This is a genomic window from Lysobacter sp. cf310 (assembly GCF_900114355.1).
Taxonomy (GTDB): domain Bacteria; phylum Pseudomonadota; class Gammaproteobacteria; order Xanthomonadales; family Xanthomonadaceae; genus Lysobacter.
The window spans coordinates 213,303-230,501 of sequence record NZ_FOSS01000005.1 but is presented as its reverse complement, the minus strand read 5'-3'; the positions used below and the strand labels follow the sequence as shown (position 1 = coordinate 230,501).

10 protein-coding genes and 1 pseudogene are annotated in these 17,199 nt (G+C 68.5%); 4 read left to right on the top strand and 7 right to left on the bottom strand.

The genetic code is table 11. The annotated features are described in order from the left end of the window. Positions 1-10: 10 nt before the first annotated feature. Complete coding sequence (locus BMZ45_RS18325) at positions 11-1,597, bottom strand: alpha-glucosidase family protein (protein ID WP_254776692.1); 1,587 nt, start codon at positions 1,595-1,597, stop codon at positions 11-13. Between the two features lie 386 nt (positions 1,598-1,983). Between BMZ45_RS18325 and BMZ45_RS18320 the strand changes: the two genes are divergently transcribed. The 3 genes from BMZ45_RS18320 (at position 1,984) to BMZ45_RS18310 (ending at position 8,006) form a co-directional block, all read left to right on the top strand. Beyond that, a complete protein-coding gene (locus tag BMZ45_RS18320) occupies positions 1,984-4,755 on the top strand; it encodes a TonB-dependent receptor (RefSeq protein WP_175489148.1) in 2,772 nt (923 codons plus the stop codon). Between the two features lie 87 nt (positions 4,756-4,842). After that, positions 4,843-6,318, top strand: coding sequence for an MFS transporter (locus tag BMZ45_RS18315; RefSeq protein ID WP_091637969.1), 1,476 nt, complete (start codon positions 4,843-4,845; stop codon positions 6,316-6,318). Beyond that, the gene (locus tag BMZ45_RS18310) at positions 6,315-8,006 is read left to right on the top strand and encodes an alpha-amylase family glycosyl hydrolase (protein ID WP_091638042.1); all 1,692 of its coding nucleotides are present in this window, start codon (positions 6,315-6,317) and stop codon (positions 8,004-8,006) included. Before BMZ45_RS18315 ends, BMZ45_RS18310 begins: the two co-directional genes overlap by 4 nt. 30 nt (positions 8,007-8,036) lie before the next feature. Here BMZ45_RS18310 and BMZ45_RS18305 read toward each other — a convergent pair whose 3' ends face one another. The 5 genes and pseudogenes from BMZ45_RS18305 to BMZ45_RS18285 form a co-directional block, all read right to left on the bottom strand. Beyond that, on the bottom strand, positions 8,037-9,068 hold the full coding sequence (locus BMZ45_RS18305; RefSeq protein ID WP_091637968.1) for a LacI family DNA-binding transcriptional regulator: 1,032 nt from the start codon (positions 9,066-9,068) through the stop codon (positions 8,037-8,039). 761 nt (positions 9,069-9,829) lie between these two features. Further along, positions 9,830-10,024: pseudogene (locus BMZ45_RS22045) on the bottom strand (DUF2007 domain-containing protein); the annotation flags it as partial. Between the two features lie 39 nt (positions 10,025-10,063). Further along, positions 10,064-12,013 (bottom strand): S9 family peptidase, encoded by a 1,950-nt coding sequence (locus BMZ45_RS18295; protein ID WP_091637966.1) that lies wholly within the window; start codon positions 12,011-12,013, stop codon positions 10,064-10,066. Between the two features lie 85 nt (positions 12,014-12,098). Beyond that, positions 12,099-13,019, bottom strand: coding sequence for an ABC transporter permease subunit (locus BMZ45_RS18290; protein WP_091637965.1), 921 nt, complete (start codon positions 13,017-13,019; stop codon positions 12,099-12,101). Then, positions 13,016-14,608, bottom strand: coding sequence for a peptide ABC transporter substrate-binding protein (locus BMZ45_RS18285; RefSeq protein WP_139215580.1), 1,593 nt, complete (start codon positions 14,606-14,608; stop codon positions 13,016-13,018). Before BMZ45_RS18285 ends, BMZ45_RS18290 begins: the two co-directional genes overlap by 4 nt. Before the next feature lie 212 nt (positions 14,609-14,820). Between BMZ45_RS18285 and BMZ45_RS18280 the strand changes: the two genes are divergently transcribed. Beyond that, complete coding sequence (locus BMZ45_RS18280) at positions 14,821-16,158, top strand: glutamate--cysteine ligase (protein WP_091638041.1); 1,338 nt, start codon at positions 14,821-14,823, stop codon at positions 16,156-16,158. A gap of 115 nt (positions 16,159-16,273) precedes the next feature. Here BMZ45_RS18280 and BMZ45_RS18275 read toward each other — a convergent pair whose 3' ends face one another. Next, positions 16,274-17,038, bottom strand: a complete 765-nt coding sequence (locus BMZ45_RS18275) for a tetratricopeptide repeat protein (RefSeq protein WP_091637963.1) — start codon at positions 17,036-17,038, stop codon at positions 16,274-16,276. Between the last annotated feature and the right edge of the window lie 161 nt (positions 17,039-17,199).

The following is a 17,199-nucleotide window of genomic DNA, read 5'->3' as shown; positions in this document are numbered from 1 at the left end:
ACCGCTGCGCTTAGGCGCGGCGCGCGATGCAGGCGGCGTGCGCCGGCAGGCGCAGACACTGGCCGTCCCATTCGCCTTCGGCCAGGCCGTGGCCCCGCAACGGCTGCCAACGCTCGTGCGCGGCCAAGCTCAGCGCCTGCGGCTGCGACGACAGGTTGAACACCAGCAGCAGCTCCTCGTCCTCCAGTCGGCGCGTGAACGCCAGCACGGGGTCGGCGGTCTCGCGGAATTCGATCTCGCCCAGGCGCAGCGCGGGTTGTTCGCGTCGCCAGGCCAGGAAGCGGCGGAATCCGTGCAGCGGCGAATGCGGGTCGGCCTCCTGCGCGTTGACCGAGCGTGCGCGGTGACTGTCGGGGATGGGCAGCCACGGCGTGCCGTCGCTGAAGCCGGCACCGGCGCTGCCGTCCCAGGGCATCGGCGTGCGGCAGCCGTCGCGGCCCTTGAAGCTGGGCCAGAACGCGATGCCGTAGGGGTCGCGCAGGGCCTCGAACGGCACGTCGGCCTCGGGCAGTCCCAGTTCCTCGCCTTGGTACACGCATACCGAGCCGCGCAGCGAACAGGCCAGCGCGCTGAGTAGCGTGGCGTAGCGCGCCGGTTCGTCGCCTTCGCCCCAGCGCGTGACCACGCGCTGCACGTCGTGGTTGGAGATCGCCCAACACGGCCAGCCTTCGCGCATCTGCGCCTCCAGCGTCTGCACGGTGGCGCGGATATAGGCCGCGCTGCGGTCCTGGGTCAGCAGCTCGAAGCTGTAGCCCATGTGCAGACGCCCATCGCGGGTGTACTCGTCCATGGTCGCCAGCGAGTCCTCCGACGAGATCTCGCCTAGCGCGGCCGCGCCGGGGTAGCGGTCCAGCAGGGCGCGCAGTTCGGCCAGGAAAGCCAGGTTCTCCGGCTGGGTATTGTTGTAGTGGTGGTATTGGAAAGCGTAAGGGTTGTCGGGGCTGAAGCCACGGCCGACGCGGCGTTCCTTGGGCTTGGGCGGGTTGTCGCGCAGCAGCGCGTCGTGGAAACAGAAGTTGATCGCATCCAGGCGCAGGCCGTCGACGCCGCGTTCCAGCCAGAAGCGCACGCTGTCCAGCACTGCTGCGCGCACCTGCGGGTTGTGGAAGTTCAGATCCGGCTGCGCCGCCAGGAAGTTGTGCAGGTAGTACTGCCCGCGCCGCGGCTCCCACTTCCAGGCCACGCCGCCGAACAACGACAGCCAATTGTTCGGCGGGGTGCCGTCCTCGCGCGCGTCGGCCCACACGTACCAGTCGGCCTTGGGGTTGTCGCGGCTGGCGCGGCTTTCCTTGAACCAGGCGTGCTCGGCCGAGGTGTGGCTGAGCACCTGGTCGATCATCACCTTCAGGCCCAGGCCGTGCGCCTTGGCCAGCAGATCGTCGAAGTCCTGCAGGCGGCCGAATAGGGGATCGACCTCGCGGTAGTCGGCGATGTCGTAGCCGAAGTCGGCCATCGGCGATTTGAAGAACGGCGAGATCCAGATCGCGTCCACGCCCAAGCCGGCGACGTAGTCCAGCTTGTCGATGATGCCGCGCAGGTCACCCACGCCGTCGCCGTTGGCATCGCGGAAGCTGCGCGGATAGATCTGGTAGATCACCGCGCCGCGCCACCACGGCGCCGCGCGCCGCGCCGCCTCGTCTTGCGTTTCGCCGCCGGCGAGGCCTGTGTGGACCGAATCGTTCAAAGCCACCTCGAAGGGATACGGGCGGCGCGCCTGCGTCGCCGCGGAGTGCTGGCGAGCTTACCGGTCGCCGATGCGGCTGCGCGCGACTGCATACGTATTCACTCCGATGCTGCATTGCAGCGCCGTGCATGAATGCGACATCGATGCGCATGCAAGGCCATGAATACGTATGCAACGTGCGCTGCAAGGCGATCGGCCTGCCTAAGATTGGCCGCACCGCCGGAGCGACGCGACCGGCGAACGAAGCGGCGCGGCGCCATCGGCGCAGCCGCACACGAAACAAGCTTCTGGGAGGGGGCATGTTGAAATTGAAGTCGGCTTCGTTGAAGCCCAATCTGCTGACCGTCGCCCTGGCTTCGCTGGGTCTGTGCAGTCCCTGGACCGCGTGGGCGGCAGGACAGGACGCCACGGCGCCCGCGGACGCGGCGCCGTCCACCGAGGCGCAGGCGCACCAGCTCGACGCGGTCACCGTGACCGGCAACCGTCGCGAACAGTCGATCCAGAAATACTCCGGCTCGATCCAGGCCTTCACCGGCGACGAGCTCGACAAGCTGGCCATCAACGCCGACATCCGCAACCTGCAGAACGTGGTGCCCGCCCTGCAGATCACCAAGCAGGAAGGCAAGTACGAGATGTACCTGCGCGGCATCGGCGCCTCGGACTCGGATTTCTCCTCCGATCCGGCGGTGGCGACCTACTACAACGGCATCTACCTGCCGCGTCCGCGCTCGATCGGCCCGATGTTTTTCGACGTCGAGCGCGTGGAAGTGCACAAGGGCCCGCAGGGCACGGTGCGCGGCCGCAACGCCGCCGCCGGCTCGATCAACGTGATCTCCAAGCGGCCGGAGTTCGACACCTTCAACGGCAACCTCAAGATCGGCGCCGGCAACTACGACTTCCGCACCTACGAGGGCGTGCTCAACGTTCCGTTCGGCGAGACCTTCGCCGCGCGCCTGGCCTTGTTCGACGAATCGCGCGACTCCTACATCAGCAACGGCTATCCCTTCGATCTGGAGGGGCCGGGCGCCATCGACAACTCGGCCGCGCGCCTGAGCCTGCTGTGGGAGCCCAACGAACGCTTCAGCGCCTTCGTCATGATGGACAAGGTCAAGGAGGAGGGCACCGGCGATCCGGGCATGTTCACCGAGCGCGCGCAGGCGCGCGGCATCGACATCGGCGACCTCGACGACCCGTTCCGCCAGTACTTCCGCACCCAGGGCGAGACCACCAACGACATCGAAGGCATTTCCGGCACCTTTACCTACCGATTCAGCGACGCCTTCGCGGTCGAGTTCAGCACCGCTTACCGAAAGTACGACTTCTACAACCGCAACGCCTCGCGCGAATGGCAGCTGGGGCCGGTGTATCCGGGCAGCGAGGTCGAGGCCTATCACAACCCCGAACGCCTGCAGTGGTCCGACACCTTCATGCAGGCCGACAAGTCCAGCACCTCGATCAACGAGCTGCGCTTCTACGGCGACACCGGGCGTCTGATCTGGTCGGCGGGCGTGTTCAACTACCAGGAGAAGTACGACTACGTGTCCTGGGACGTCGGCAACGGCTACTGGGGCGATTGCGAATGGTTCGCTCCGGGCACCACCTGCGGTTGGCAGGACGGTCTGGGCGGCGAGAACCGCGGCGACGGCTCCAAAGTGCGTTCCAACGCCGTCTACGGCGATTTCACCTTCTCGGTCAACGACGACCTGCGCCTGCTCGCTGGCCTGCGCTACACCGAGGACAAGAAGACCGCGCGCGAGCGCCACGTGAAGTACCAGTTCGTGGTGCCCGATGCCCTGTTTCAGCAGTTCTTCGGCACCGCGCCCAACACCGGCACCAATCCCTGGACCACCGGTCTGACCCTGCTGTCGCCGGGTTTCCGCCTGCGCGATCCGGGCGCGCGCATGCCGGCACCGACGGTGTGCACCAACAACGACTGGACCCCGGCCGCCACGGCCGGCTGCAACAACGGCCTCGACTACTTCCTCGACGGTTTTCAAAGCCTGGGCTATCGCGACAACTGGGACGAGTTCCTCACCCGCTATCGCGATCAGATCGACGTGATCATGCGGTCGGACTACGGCCCCGGCGCGACCAACGTCAGCGTCTACGAGGACGACTATCTGGACTGGCGCGTGGGCGCCGAGTACGACCTGGCCGACAACCAGATGCTGTACGCCACCGTGTCCACCGGCACGCGTTCGGGCGGCCTCAACCGGCCGATGACCCTGGCCGACGGCCGCGTGCTGTCGATCCAGTTCAAGCCCGAGCAGCTCACCTCCTATGAGGTCGGCTACAAGAGCGACGTGCACTGGGGCGAGATGCCGGTGCGCTTCAACGCGGCCGTGTTCTATTACGACTATCAGGACAAGGTGCTGCAGAACATGATCGACGTGCCGGCGCCCACGCCGGACAACCCGAACGCGGTCACCCGCCAGGTGCTCAACGACAACGCCGCCAACGCCAGCGTGCTCGGCCTGGAATTCGAAGGCCGCTTCGGTTTCGAGCACGGCCTGAGCCTGGGCTACAACTTCACCTATCTGGATACCGAGTTCAAGGACTCGGACGTGCTCGACACCCGCTCCAGCCTGATCGTGCCGCTGGACGGCAACCGCCTGCCGAATACCTCCAAGATCAATCTCAACCTCAACCTGTCGCAGAACATGGGCGTGGATTGGGGCCCGGTCAGTTCCTTCGACTGGACGCTAAGCCTGGCCTACCGTTCCGATTACTACCTGACCGCGTACAACAGCCGCGGTTTCGGCCTCGACGCCAACGGCAATGTGATCGAGATCCCGCTGTCGCAGATGGCCTTCAACAACGGCTCCAACCCGGCCGGCGCCGGCCCCGCGGCCAACGGACTGGCCATGAACGACAAGGTGGACGGCTACACCACGCTCAATCTGTCGGCCGGCCTCAATTTCGGCCAGGACGAGCGCTTCCGCGTCGACGCCTTCGTCTCCAACCTCACCGACGAGGCCTACTCGGGCAAGGGCTTCATCAACAACTCGGTCAATATCCGCTACCTCAATACGCCGCGTATGTTCGGACTGCGCTTCGCCTCGAAGTTCTGACCGACGCCGCCGCGACCGTCCGCCCTTCCCGCCGCACGGGCAGGGCGGTTACGGTGACGGCGCCTCCGCCATGACGGGCACCCTCCGATGACGACCAAACCGACGCTGTCGTTCTGGCAGATCTGGAACATGTGCTTCGGCTTTCTCGGCATCCAGTTCGGGTTCGCCCTGCAGAACGCCAACGTCAGCCGCATCTTCCAGACCCTGGGCGCCAGCATGGAGGCGATCCCGGTGCTGTGGATCGCCGCGCCGCTGACCGGCTTGATCGTGCAGCCCATCGTCGGCTACCTGTCCGATCGCACCTGGACCCGGCTGGGCCGGCGCCGGCCGTATTTCCTGATCGGCGCCGTGCTGGCCACGCTGGCGCTGTTCGCGATGCCCAACTCGCCGACGCTGTGGATCGCCGCCGGCCTGCTGTGGGTGCTGGACGCGTCGATCAACATCTCCATGGAACCGTTCCGCGCCTTCGTCGGCGACCAGCTGCCGACCTCGCAGCGCGCCGGCGGCTACGCGATGCAAAGCTTCTTCATCGGCGTGGGCTCGGTGATCGCCAGCGCCCTACCGTATGCGCTCGCCCACTATGGCGTCGGCAACACCGCCGAGCCTGGCGGCGTGCCCGACACCGTGCGCTACGCGTTCTACTTCGGCGGCGCGGTGCTGCTGCTGTCGGTGGGTTGGACCGTACTGCGCACGCGCGAGTATCCGCCGCAGACGCTGCGCGCGCACGACAGCGCCCCGCGCGCGCCGCAGCGCGCGCTGGATGTCGCGCGCGCACGCCGCAACGGCTTGATCTGGCTGGTCGTCGGCGCGGCGGGCGCCTATGCGGTGCTGCGCTTCGGCCTGGATCGACAGCTCTACATCCTGGCCGGCCTGCTCGTCGCCTATGGCCTGGCCCTGATCCTGGTCGGACTGTTGCGTCGCGACGGCGCCTTCGCCCAGATCATCGGCGACCTGCACGACATGCCCGCCGAGATGCGCAAGCTGGCGGTGGTGCAGTTCTTTTCCTGGTTCGCCTTGTTCGCGATGTGGATCTACACCACCGCCGCGGTGACCCAGGTGCATTACGGCAGCAGCGACCCGTCCTCGCCCGCCTACAACGAGGGCGCTAACTGGGTCGGCGTGCTGTTCGCGGCCTACAACGGCTTCGCCGCGCTGGCGGCGATCGCGATTCCGTGGATGGTGCGCCGCATCGGCCTGCGCCTGAGCCATCTGATCAACGTCGGTCTGGGCGGCCTGGGCCTGCTGTCGTTCCTGCTGATCCGCGACCCGCACTGGCTGCTGTTGTCGATGCTCGGGGTCGGCTTCGCCTGGGCCTCGATCCTGTCGCTGCCGTATGCCCTGCTGTCCGATAGCGTGCCGGCGGAGAAGATGGGCGTGTTCATGGGCATCTTCAACTTCTTCATCGTGATTCCGCAGCTGGTCGCGGCCAGCCTGCTGGGCTTCCTGCTCAAGACCTGGTTCGGCGGCCAGCCGATGCAGGCCCTGGCGATCGGCGGCGTGAGCCTGATCGTGTCGGGTGCATGCGTGCTGCGGGTGCGCGAGCCGGCGGTGCGCGCGTCATGAGCGCCGCTGCCCTGCGACGCTGTTGGAGTGCCGCGTTGCTGGCGCTGTGCGCGGGTTCGGCCAGCGCGGGCGAGGCGTCGGGAGACTACTACGGCACCCTGGAGCCGTTCGCCAGCGATGCGGTCTACTTCGTGCTCACCGATCGCTACGTCAACGGCGACACCGGCAACGACCAGCGCGAACAGGGCGGCCCGGATCCGGCCACGCGCAGTTTCGATCGTCCGCTACCCGACGCGCCGCCCGGCGAGAGCGACAACATCGGCTACCAGGGTGGCGACTTCAAAGGCCTGCTGGCCAACGCGGGCTACATCCGCGAGCTGGGTTTCGGCGCGGTCTGGCTCACGCCCATCGTCGACAACCCGGATCAGGCCTTCACTGGCGGCGACACGGTGACCTGGGGCGGTGCCTTCCAGGATCGCGGCAAGACCGGTTATCACGGCTACTGGGGCGTGGACTTCTACCGCCTGGACGAGCACCTGCCCAGTCCAGGCCTGGATTTTGCCGGACTCAGCGCGGGTTTGCGCAAGCACGGCCTCAAGACCGTGCTCGACATCGTCGCCAACCACGGCTCGCCTTCGTTCACGATGCCGAGCGACCAGCCCAAGTTCGGCGAGCTCTACCGCGAGGGGGTACTGGTCGCCGATCATCAGAATCTGGCGCCGGACCGGCTCGACCCCGCGCACCAGCCCTTGCATCGCTACTTCCATTCCCAAGCCGACCTGGTCCAGCTGTCCAATCTGGACGACAGCCGTCCCGAGGTGCTGGAGTACTTCGTCGGTGCGTACGCCCAGTGGATAGAGCAGGGCGCCGACGCGTTCCGCATCGACACCATCCGTCACATGCCGCATGCGTTCTGGAAGGCGTTCGCCGATCGCATACGCGCGAAGCGGCCGGGGTTCTTCATGTTCGGCGAGGCCTTCGACTATCAGGCGCGCAACATCGCGCCGTTCACCTGGCCGGAGAACGGCGGCGTGAGCGTGCTCGATTTCCCGCTCAAGCAACGCATGGGGGAGGTGTTCGGTCGCCAAGGCGCCGGCTACCAGCGGTTGCGGGAGCGGTTGTACCTGCAGCGCGGGCCGTACGCGAATCCCTACGAGTTGATGACCTTCTACGACAACCACGACATGCCGCGCCTGGACGCGAGCGACGAAGGCTTCATCGATGCTCATAACTGGTTGTTCACTGCGCGCGGGATCCCGGTGCTCTACTACGGCTCGGAAACCGGCTTCATGCGCGGTCGCGCCGAGCACGCAGGCAATCGCAATTACTACGGCCAGGCGCGCATCGACGCCGCGCCGGGTCAGCCGATCTACGAACGGCTCAAGCGCATCGCGCGCCTGCGCGCGGCCACGCCGGCGCTGCAGCGTGGGCTGCAGCTGGATATCGCGTTGCAGGGCGACCGCGCCGCGTTCTATCGCGTCTACCGGCATGGTGACCAGGCCCAGATCGCGCTGGTGCTGCTCAACAAGGGCGCGACGCCGGCGGACTTCGAGGTGCGGCGCTACCTGGAGGCCGGCGTCTGGCGCGATGCGCTGTCCGGTCAGGATCTGGCCATCCCCGCCAAGGGCGCGCTCTCGACCAGCGTGCCCGCGCACGACGTGAAGGTGTTCGTGCTGGACGCGGTGCCGACGCGCAAGGACCTGCGCCGCGCGCTCGATGCCCTGATGCGGCGCAAGTTGCAGCGCTAGGCCGTACGCGCCGCAGATCGACCGCCGCGCTCAGGCGCCGCTGGAGCGTCGCACCACCAGCGAGGCGGGCAGGGTGATGCTCTCGGTGGTCTCGCCCAGGATCTGGCGCAACAGGGTTTCCACCAGCAGTTCGCCGGCGCGCTTGGTGTCCTGGAACACGGTGGTCAGCGGCGGGCTGGCGAAGCGCGCCATCGGGATGTCGTCGAAGCCGACCACGGCCACGTCCTCGGGCACGCGCAGGCCGGCCTCGGCGAAGGCGCGCAGCGCGCCGATCGCGATCAGGTCGCTGGCGGCGAACACCGCATCGAAGCGGCCGCCGCGCGCCATCAGTTCGCGCGCCGCGGCGTAACCGTCCTCTTCGAAGCTCTCCGCATCCACCTGCAGGATCGCCTCCATGGCGCCGCCGACCTCGCGCAGCGCGGCATCGCAGCCGCGGAAGCGGTCGAAGAACTCCGGGCAATGGCTGGAGGCGCCACCCAGAAAAGCGATGCGCCGATGGCCCAGGCCGACCAGGTGCTCGCCGGCCAGGCGCCCGCCGTTGAAATTGTCGCAGCCGATCGACACGCCCGGCTGATCCGCCAGCACCGCCCCCCAACGGACGAAACGCGTCCCCTGCGCGACCAGCTTCTCCAGCTTTCCTTCGTACGCCAGGTAGTCGCCGTAACCGAGCAGGATCAGGCCGTCGGCCTTCATGCTGTCCTCGTAGTCGGCGTGCCAGTCGTCGGAGAGCTGCTGGAACGAGATCAGCAGGTCCTGGCCCTCGCGCGCGCAGGCGCGCGTGATCGAGCCCAGCATGGACAGAAAGAAGGGATTGATGTGCGACTCGTCCGGGGTGGGGTCCTCGAACAGCAGCAGCGCCAGGGTGCCCGAGCGTTGCGTGCGCAGACTGGAGGCGTGGCGGTCGACCTTGTAGTTGAGCTCGCGCACCAGCGCTTCGACGCGCTTGCGGGTCTCGGCGTTGACGAGCGGACTGCCGCTGAGCACGCGCGAGACCGTGGCCTGCGACACCCCGGCGCGGTGCGCGATGTCCAGCGAGGTGGCCTTGGATCTGCGGGTGCGCATGCGGGACCGGGGACGGTAGAGAGTCCGCAGTGTAGTGAGCGCGCCGCCGCGGCGCATGCCGCATCGCCGCACGCGCGCTCCATTCAGGTCATGGACGAGCCGTGCGCGTCGCTGCTCGCATCGGGCTAGGGCGCGATCGGCGAACTGGAAACGATCTCCCCGCGAGCGTCGTAGCGGCGCGCGGTGTCGAGCTTGCCGTCGCCGTCGCTGTCGATTTCGCCGCTCACCGCGCGTCCCTTCTGATGGCGCACGCGCTTGACGACCTGACCCTTGGCGTCCAGCCATTCCTCGCGGGAGAGCACGCCGTGCTCGGTCTCCGCGCGGTAGTCGGCCTCGCCGTTCGCATCCATGTCGGCGGCGCTGCTTTGCCAGCCGGCACGGTTGTGTGCCTGACTGGATTCCAGGTAGCCGTCGAAATCGTTGTCCGATTCGACCGTGGTCGGCCGCCCGTACGCGTCGTAGTTGACGATATCGTCGACCTGGCCATCGCGATTGCGATCGGTTTCGACGCGTACGGCCAGACCGTCTTCGTAGACGACATGTTCGTCCGGTGTCTGGTCGCCGTTGAGATCGCTGCCGACCACCGCCACCGGCTTGCGCACCAGGCTCCAGGTCAGCAGGGCGCCGAAGACCGTGCCCAGCAGCGCGGCCACCAGCACCGGCGCCCAGCGCCTGGGCGCTGGCGTCGCGATCGCCGCCGCGGCTTCGGCGGGCGCGTCGGCTTCGTCCTCGTCGTCGGGCGGTACCGGCATGCTTTCCCATTCGCGCACCACTTCCCGCGCCCGCGTCTCGTGCTCGTCGGCCACCGACACCGTCACCAGTCCGCTCATCGGCAACTCGCCGGCGCCCCCTTCCAGCAGGCCGCCGTTGACGAAGGCGGTCATGCCTTCCTGTTCCAGCAACTGGTGCACCAGGTGCGCGTCGGTGGAGTGTGCGGCGCGATAGACGATTTTCATGCGGTCTCTCTTTCGCTGTGGCGGCGATGTTGCGGTCGGCTACTTGGCCTGGGCGCCGCCGATGTGGCGGGACAGGAAGTCGAGCAGGCGCTGGTAGAACTCGCGCTGATGTTCTTCGGTGTAGAAGCCGTGGCCTTCGCTGGAATAGTAAAGCGTCTCCACCGGCACGCCGGCTTCGGTCAACGCCTTTTCCATGAGTTTGCTGTGCTTGATCGGGGCGATGCTGTCCTTGCCGCCCGCGGCAAGGAACACCGGCGCCTTGATGCGCGTGGCCATGCGGTTGGGCGAGCGCTGGGCCAGATCGGCCGGCGTACCCATCCAGTCGTTCGACCAGGTGCGCATCCACCGGGCGACATCGGCATTGGCCTCGTACTTGGTCGGCAGGTCGTAGACGCCGACGTAGCCGACCGCGCAACGGTACAGATCGGGTTCGCGCGCGACGCCCATCAACGCGGCGTAGCCGCCGTAGCTGGCGCCGTAGATGCAGATCCGTTTGGGGTCGGCGATGCCCTGCTCGATCAGCCAGCGGGTCGCGTCGCTGAGGTCGTCCTGCATGCGCGCGCCCCATTCGCGTGCGCCGGCCTGCAGGAAGGCGCGGCCGTAGTTGCCGGAGCCGCGGTAGTTGATCTGCAGCACCGCATAGCCGGCCGCAGCCAACAGCTGTGCGTCGCGGTCGAAGCCCCACTCGTCGTAGATGCCGATCGGACCGCCGTGCGGCAGCACCACGGTCGGCAGGGAGCGCGCCGGTGCGGCCGCGGGCAAGGTGAGATAGCCGTGCAGGGCCAGGCCGTCGCGCGCGCGCACTTCGATGCCGCGCACGCCGGCCATCTTGCCCGGATCCAGCCATTCGGCGCGGCTGAAGACGCGATCGGCCTCCTTGGAGGTCGCGTCGTACAGGAAATAGTCGCCGGGATTGCGGTCGTTGTGGGCGTAGACCAGATGCTGGCGCTCGTCGCGGGTGCTCGATACCACGCGCACCGCCAGGCCGGGGAAGGCGCGTTCCAGCTTGCGGTACAGCACCGCTTGCGCCGAGGTCGGCTCGAAGAAGGCGCTGCTGATCTTGTCCTGCATGTATTGCGCGCCCACCGGCACGGCGCCGTCGCCGCTGTACAGCGTGCGATGGGGATCGACCACCGCATCGCGCAGCGCCTGCTTGCGTTCGCCGCTGGCGGTGTCCAGGGCGACGATGGCGTCGGGGCCGCTGGCTTGTTCGACCTGCAGGTAGGCGGTGCGGCCGTCGGCCGCGAAGCCCAGCGGGCGCTCGGCCCGGTGCGACTGGGCTTCGTCGTTGAGCAGGCGCCATGCGCTTTCGCGCTTGTCGCGGTAGTAGAGCTTGCTGGCGTTGTCGTCGCCGGCGCCCACGGCGAAGCGGACCTCGCCGTGGGCGTCGGTGACGAAGCTCGCGCGGGCGACCGGCGCGGTGGCGACCGTGGTCCGCCGGCCCGTGTAGACGTCGAGGCGGTCGATCTGGGTTTCCGGCGTCGCCCCGAAGCCCTGGATCGACACCAGCACATTGCGATCGTCCTGCGGCAGATCGTCGACCAGCGCCGCGGCGCGGAAGTCGTTGAGCTTGACGCTTTGCGCGCCGATGCCCAGGTCGGAATCGCGATGGCCGATCAGCATGCGTCCGCCGCTGCCGTCGGCGTTGATCGCATACAGCTCGCCGGTGGGCGAAGGCCGTTCCAGCGCGCTGAAGCGCTCGGCCATCGCCACCACCAGGCGCTCGTCGTTGACCCAGGCGAAGTCGTGGATGTCCGAGTCGGGCACGCCCGAGACCTTGGCGGTGATGGTCTTGTCGGCGCGCCGGATCACCACCAGCGCCGTGCGCTCGGCGCCGGGCATGGTGGCCGCGTAGTAGGCGCCGGTGGGGGACAGCTTGATCTCGCCGAAGCGGTCCTTGCGCAGATAAGCGTCCAGGTCCACTTGCGCCGCCGCCGGCAGCGCCATCGACGCGGCCAGGATCGCCATCCCGATACTTGCGACTTTCATTCCCGCCCCGTACGTCCGCAGCGCGCGGCCCCTGGGGCTTAGGGTAACCCGCACCCCGCCCGCATCGGTCGCGAACCCGGCGTGCTCAAGCGCCGGCCTCGCCCAAACGCGGGTCCATGGCCGCGCGCAAGGCATCAACCAAGGCGTTGATCGCCACGATCAATGCGCCCACCACCAGCACCACGCCCAGCACCAGGGTGTAGTCGCGGTTGAGCGCGCCCTGGACGAAGTAGCGGCCCATGCCGGGGATGCCGAACACCTGCTCGACCACGGCCGAGCCGGTGACCACGTTGATCAGCGCCGGCGACAGCCAGGCCGCGACCGGCAGCAGGGCCGGCTTCATCGCATGCGCCAGCAGCAGGCGGGTTTCGGACAGGCCGCGTGCGCGCGCGGCCTTGAGGTAGTCGGCCGACAAGGTCTCCAGCAGCGAGGCGCGGGTGAGGCGCGCGCAGTAGGCGATGTTGGGCAGCGCCAATGCGATCACCGGCAGCACCACGTGGCTCCAGCCGCCCCAGCCGCCGGCGGGCAGCCAGTGCAGGCTCACCGCGAACAGCAGCACCAGCAGCGGCGCGGCGACGAACTTCGGAATCGCCAGGCCCAGTCCGGCCGCGAACATCAGCACGCGATCGGTCCAACGCCCGGCACGCAGCGCGGCCCAGGTGCCCAGCGGTATGCCCAGCGCCAGGGCGAGCAGCAAGGCCAGTCCGCCGTTGAGCATCGACACCGGCAGTGCGTTCGCGATCAGCTGGGTCACGCGGTAGTCGGGGTATTGGAACGAGGGGCCGAGATCGCCGCGCGCCACATCGCCCAGCCAGGCCGCGTACTGCGCGGGCAGGGGCCGGTCGAGCCGGTACTGCGCCGCGAGCGCGGCCTGCACTTCCGGCGGCGCGGCCTTCTCGGTGTCGAAGGGGCCGCCGGGCGCGGCGCGCAGCAGTACGAAGCACAGCGTGGCCAGCAGCCACAGCGTGAGCACGGCTTCGAACAAGCGCGAGGCCCAGCGCTTCATGGCATGGCCTCCAGGCTCAGCCAACGACTCGCATGCCGGTCCAGCGCATTGGATTCGTAGCCGCGCACGCGCTCGGCGACCAGATGCTTGGAAGTGTAGTAGTACAGCGGAATCACCGCATCGGCGTTCAACAGCCGGGTCTCGGCCGCGTGCAGCCAGGCATTGCGCGCGGCTTCGCTCTTGACCGCGTCGGCGCGGGCGAGACGGTCGCGGAAACCGGCGTCGTCGTAGCCGCTCCAGTTCAGGGGGCCGTCGCTGCCGAACGCGGCCAGGAAGTTGCGCGCATCGGGCACGTCGCCGATCCAGCCGCCGCGGAATACCTGGGTGATCGCGCGCTGGCGACGGTTCTGCACGAACACCTTCCATTCCTCGTTGCGCAGGCGCACCTGCACGCCCAGGGTCTGACGCCACATCGCCGCCACCGCCAACGCCAGCCGGCGGTGCGGGGTGGAGGTGTTGTAGCGCAGCTCGATCACCAGCGGTTGATCCGCCGAATAGCCGGCGGCGCGATACAGCGCGCGTGCCTGCGCTTCGCGCTGCGCCTGGCTCAATCCGGCCCAGGGCGCCGACGCCGGCGTGTAACCGGCGATGCCCGGCGGCACGATGCCGTAGGCCGGCGTCTCGCCCAGGCCGGTGACGTGGCGGGTGAGCTTGTCGCGATCGATCGCCAGCGCCAGCGCCTGACGCAGCTGCGGTGCCTCGCGCAGCGGCGGGCGGGTCAGGTTCATGCCCAGCCAGAACGCGCCCAGGTAGGGCGACAGACGCAGGCGCTCGCCGAAGCGCGCGCGCAGCGCGGTCAGCGGCTGCGGCGGCACCACCTCGGTGATGTCCAGGTCGCCGGCGGCGAAGCGCTGCAGTTCCGCGGCCGCGTCCTCGGTCACGTGGTAGCGCACCTGCGCGATCGCGACCCGGGCCGCGTCGTGGAAGCGCGGGTTGCGCTGCACCAGCAGATTCGCCTGCGGCGTCCACGCCGCGAGCGTATAGGCGCCGTTGGACACCAGTCGCCCGGGCCGGGTGTGCTGCGCGCCATGGCGTTCGACCGCGGGCAGGTAGACCGGAAACGCGATCGGCAGCGTCAGCAGCGCCGGCAGCGAGGCGCTGCGCTGCAAACGGAACACCACGGTCCGCGCATCCGGCGCCGACACGCCCAGCGCGCTCGGCGGCCGCCGTCCGGCCTGCACCGCCTGCGCGTTCTCCAGGGCGTCGAACAATTCGCCGAACGGCGCCGCGGTCGCCGGCTCGAACGCGCGCCGGAAGCTGGCGACGATCTGCGGCGCGTCCAGGACTTCGCCGTTGCTCCAGCGCAGGTCGGGGCGCAGCGCGAAGGTCCAGGTGCGGCCGTCGGCCGACACCGTCCAGCGCTGCGCCATGCCCGGCACCAGACGGCCGTGCGCATCTTCGGTGACCAGGCCCTCGTAGAGGTCGCGCAGCACGTTGCCGCAGGCCACCTCCTGGCAGCGGTGCGCGTCCAGCGTGCTGGGTTCGGGGCCGTTGCCGCGCTCCAGGGTCTGGGCAGGCACGGTCAGCGGCATCAGCGCCAGTAGCAGGGCCGAACCATAGCGTTGCAGGACGGACGTTGTTCGGCGCAAGGCGAGGGCTACACTGCCGGGGTCTGGTGATTGTAGGTCAGTGGCCGCATATCCCCGGAATCGGTAAGGGCCGGGGCGTCGCAGGACGCCAGGGCCTTCCGCGCGTCGCAATGGCGGCGCGCGAGCAAGGCATCCCGCCTTGCAGCGGGGTGTCGACGAACGAGGTGCGCGTGTCCGGTCCCAGCCAGGTCAAGGATGTCCCGATTCCGCCGATGGCCAGCGGCGGTCGCACCGCGCTGATCGAATACCTCGCGTCCGGCGTGCGCCACGAGGACGACTGGAAGATCGGCACCGAGCACGAGAAGTTCGGTTACCGCACCGACGACCTGCGCCCGCCCACCTTCGACGGCGAGCGCGGCATCGAAGCGCTGCTCAAGGGCCTGACCCAGTTCGGTTGGGCGCCGGTGGAGGAGCACGGCCGGGTGATCGCGCTGACCCGCGACGAAGCCTCGGTGTCGCTGGAACCGGCCGGACAGCTGGAGCTGTCGGGCGCGCCGCTGGCGACCCTGCATGACACCTGTTGCGAGGCCGCCCAGCATCTGCGCGAAGTGCGCGCGGTCGCCGAGCCGATGGGGCTGGGCTTCCTCGGCATGGGCTTCCAGCCCAAGTGGCGCCGCGACGAAATGCCGTGGATGCCCAAGGGCCGCTACAAGATCATGCGCGAGTACATGCCCAAGGTCGGCAGCCTGGGCCTGGACATGATGACGCGCACCAGCACCGTGCAGGTCAACCTGGACGTGCGCGACGAAGCCGACATGGTGAAGAAGTTCCGCGTGTCGCTGGCGCTGCAGCCGATCGCGACCGCGCTGTTCGCCGATTCGCCGTTCACCGAAGGCAAGCCCAACGGCTATCTGTCCTACCGCTCGCACATCTGGACCGACACCGATCGCGACCGCACCGGCCTGCTCGACTTCGTGTTCGAGGACGGCTTCGGCTACGAGCGTTACGTCGACTATCTGCTCGACGTGCCGATGTACTTCGTCTACCGCGACGGCCGCTACATCGACGCGGCCGGCCAGTCGTTCCGCGACTACATGGACGCCAAGCTGCCGGCCTATCCGGACCAGCGGCCGACCCTGAAGGACTGGGCCGACCACACCACCACCGCCTTCCCGGAAGTGCGTCTGAAGAAGTACCTGGAGATGCGCGGCGCCGACTCCGGCCCCTGGAACCGCATCTGCGCCTTGTCGGCGTTCTGGGTCGGTCTGCTGTACGACGCCAGCGCGCTCGACGCCGCCTGGGACCTGGTGCTGGACTTCACGCCCGAGGAGCGCCACGCCCTGCGCGACGGCGTGCCCAAGCACGCGCTGCAGTTGCCGTTCCGCGACGGCAAGGTGCTGGACCTGGCCCGCCGAGCGCTGGAGATTTCCGCGCACGGCCTGCGCCGGCGCGGCAAGGTCAACGGCAATGGCGCCGACGAGTCGATCTATCTGGATCCGCTGCTGGAGTTCGTCGAACGCGGGCAGACCCCGGCCGAGCGCAAGCTCGAGCTGTTCCACGGCATCTGGGGCGGCAGCGTGGATCCGGTGTTCAGCGAGTTCGCGTACTGAGGCGGGGCTTGTTGAGTCCGGGCTCGATGCGGTGCGCCTTCGGCTTACCGCATCCTGCTTGGGCTGAGGCCGCTACGGCTCGTTGTTCCCGCGAAAGCAGCGCACGTCGGGCGCCTCAGCCCGCCGTCCCCGCCGCCAACTGCTTGGACAACTGCCTGAGCTTATCCAGCGCCGGCTTGTTGATGCGCCGCGCGTAGGCGGGCAGGCGCTTGGCCTTGGCCAGCGCGCGTTCGCACAGCGCGCGCGCCGGCTCTTGCTCGCCCCAGCCCACCAGCGTCTGCGCGTAGTGCGCATGCGCATCGAATCCGCTGCTGTACCCGACCAGCGCCTCGAACTCCTCGCGCGCCTTGGTGCGATCGCCTTCGGCCGCGACCGCGCGCGCATAGGTCAGATGGCCGTCCAGCGAGCGGAACTCCGGGCGCCGCCGGATCAGCTCGTCCAGCAACTCGCGCGCGCGCCGCGCGTGGCCGCATTCCAGCAGCGCCTGCGCCAGCCGCACCTGGATATCGGGATCGTCGGCATGGATGCCTTGCAGCGCCGACTCGTAATGCGTCGCCGCCTCCGAGGCGCGGTCGCTGGCGAGCAAAGCGTCGGCCAGGCGCAGGCGGCGGTCGGTGGTCGGCGAGTCTTCGAACGCGTCCTGGGCCTCGCGCAGCTCGCGGCTGGGATCCAGCGCGCGCTTGACTCCGCCGACCAGGGCGCGGCCGTGGCGGCTGTAGCGCATCTCCGGCAGCCAGATCGTCAGCGCGTAGATCACGCTGCCCAGCAGCGGGAACATGAAAAGAATGCCGAGCCAGTAGCGCTCCTGCCCGCTGCGCACCGCGTGTACGGCGAAGAACAGCGCCACCAGCACGTGGACGCCCAAACCCAGGAACGGCATACGGTCTCCCCCGACCGGCAACAGAAGAATAGTGTCGGGCGCCGTCGGGCTTCTGGCTAGCGCGTCCGCGGGTGCGGAATATGTGCCGCAGATCGTTACGAATGCAACCAAATCGACCGCATCGAAATTGCTGCAATGCACAAGTTGCTGATATAGCCTAG

Excerpts from the sequence above, each read along its gene's own strand:
- BMZ45_RS18315 (WP_091637969.1), top strand. The coding sequence starts at position 4,843 with ATGACGACCAAACCGACGCTGTCGTTCTGGCAGATCTGGAACATGTGC.
- BMZ45_RS18280 (WP_091638041.1), top strand. The coding sequence starts at position 14,821 with ATGGCCAGCGGCGGTCGCACCGCGCTGATCGAATACCTCGCGTCCGGC.
- BMZ45_RS18295 (WP_091637966.1), bottom strand. The coding sequence starts at position 12,013 with ATGAAAGTCGCAAGTATCGGGATGGCGATCCTGGCCGCGTCGATGGCG.
- BMZ45_RS18290 (WP_091637965.1), bottom strand. The coding sequence starts at position 13,019 with ATGAAGCGCTGGGCCTCGCGCTTGTTCGAAGCCGTGCTCACGCTGTGG.
- BMZ45_RS18305 (WP_091637968.1), bottom strand. The coding sequence starts at position 9,068 with ATGCGCACCCGCAGATCCAAGGCCACCTCGCTGGACATCGCGCACCGC.
- BMZ45_RS18320 (WP_175489148.1), top strand. The coding sequence starts at position 1,984 with ATGTTGAAATTGAAGTCGGCTTCGTTGAAGCCCAATCTGCTGACCGTC.
- BMZ45_RS18275 (WP_091637963.1), bottom strand. The coding sequence starts at position 17,038 with ATGCCGTTCCTGGGTTTGGGCGTCCACGTGCTGGTGGCGCTGTTCTTC.
- BMZ45_RS18310 (WP_091638042.1), top strand. The coding sequence starts at position 6,315 with ATGAGCGCCGCTGCCCTGCGACGCTGTTGGAGTGCCGCGTTGCTGGCG.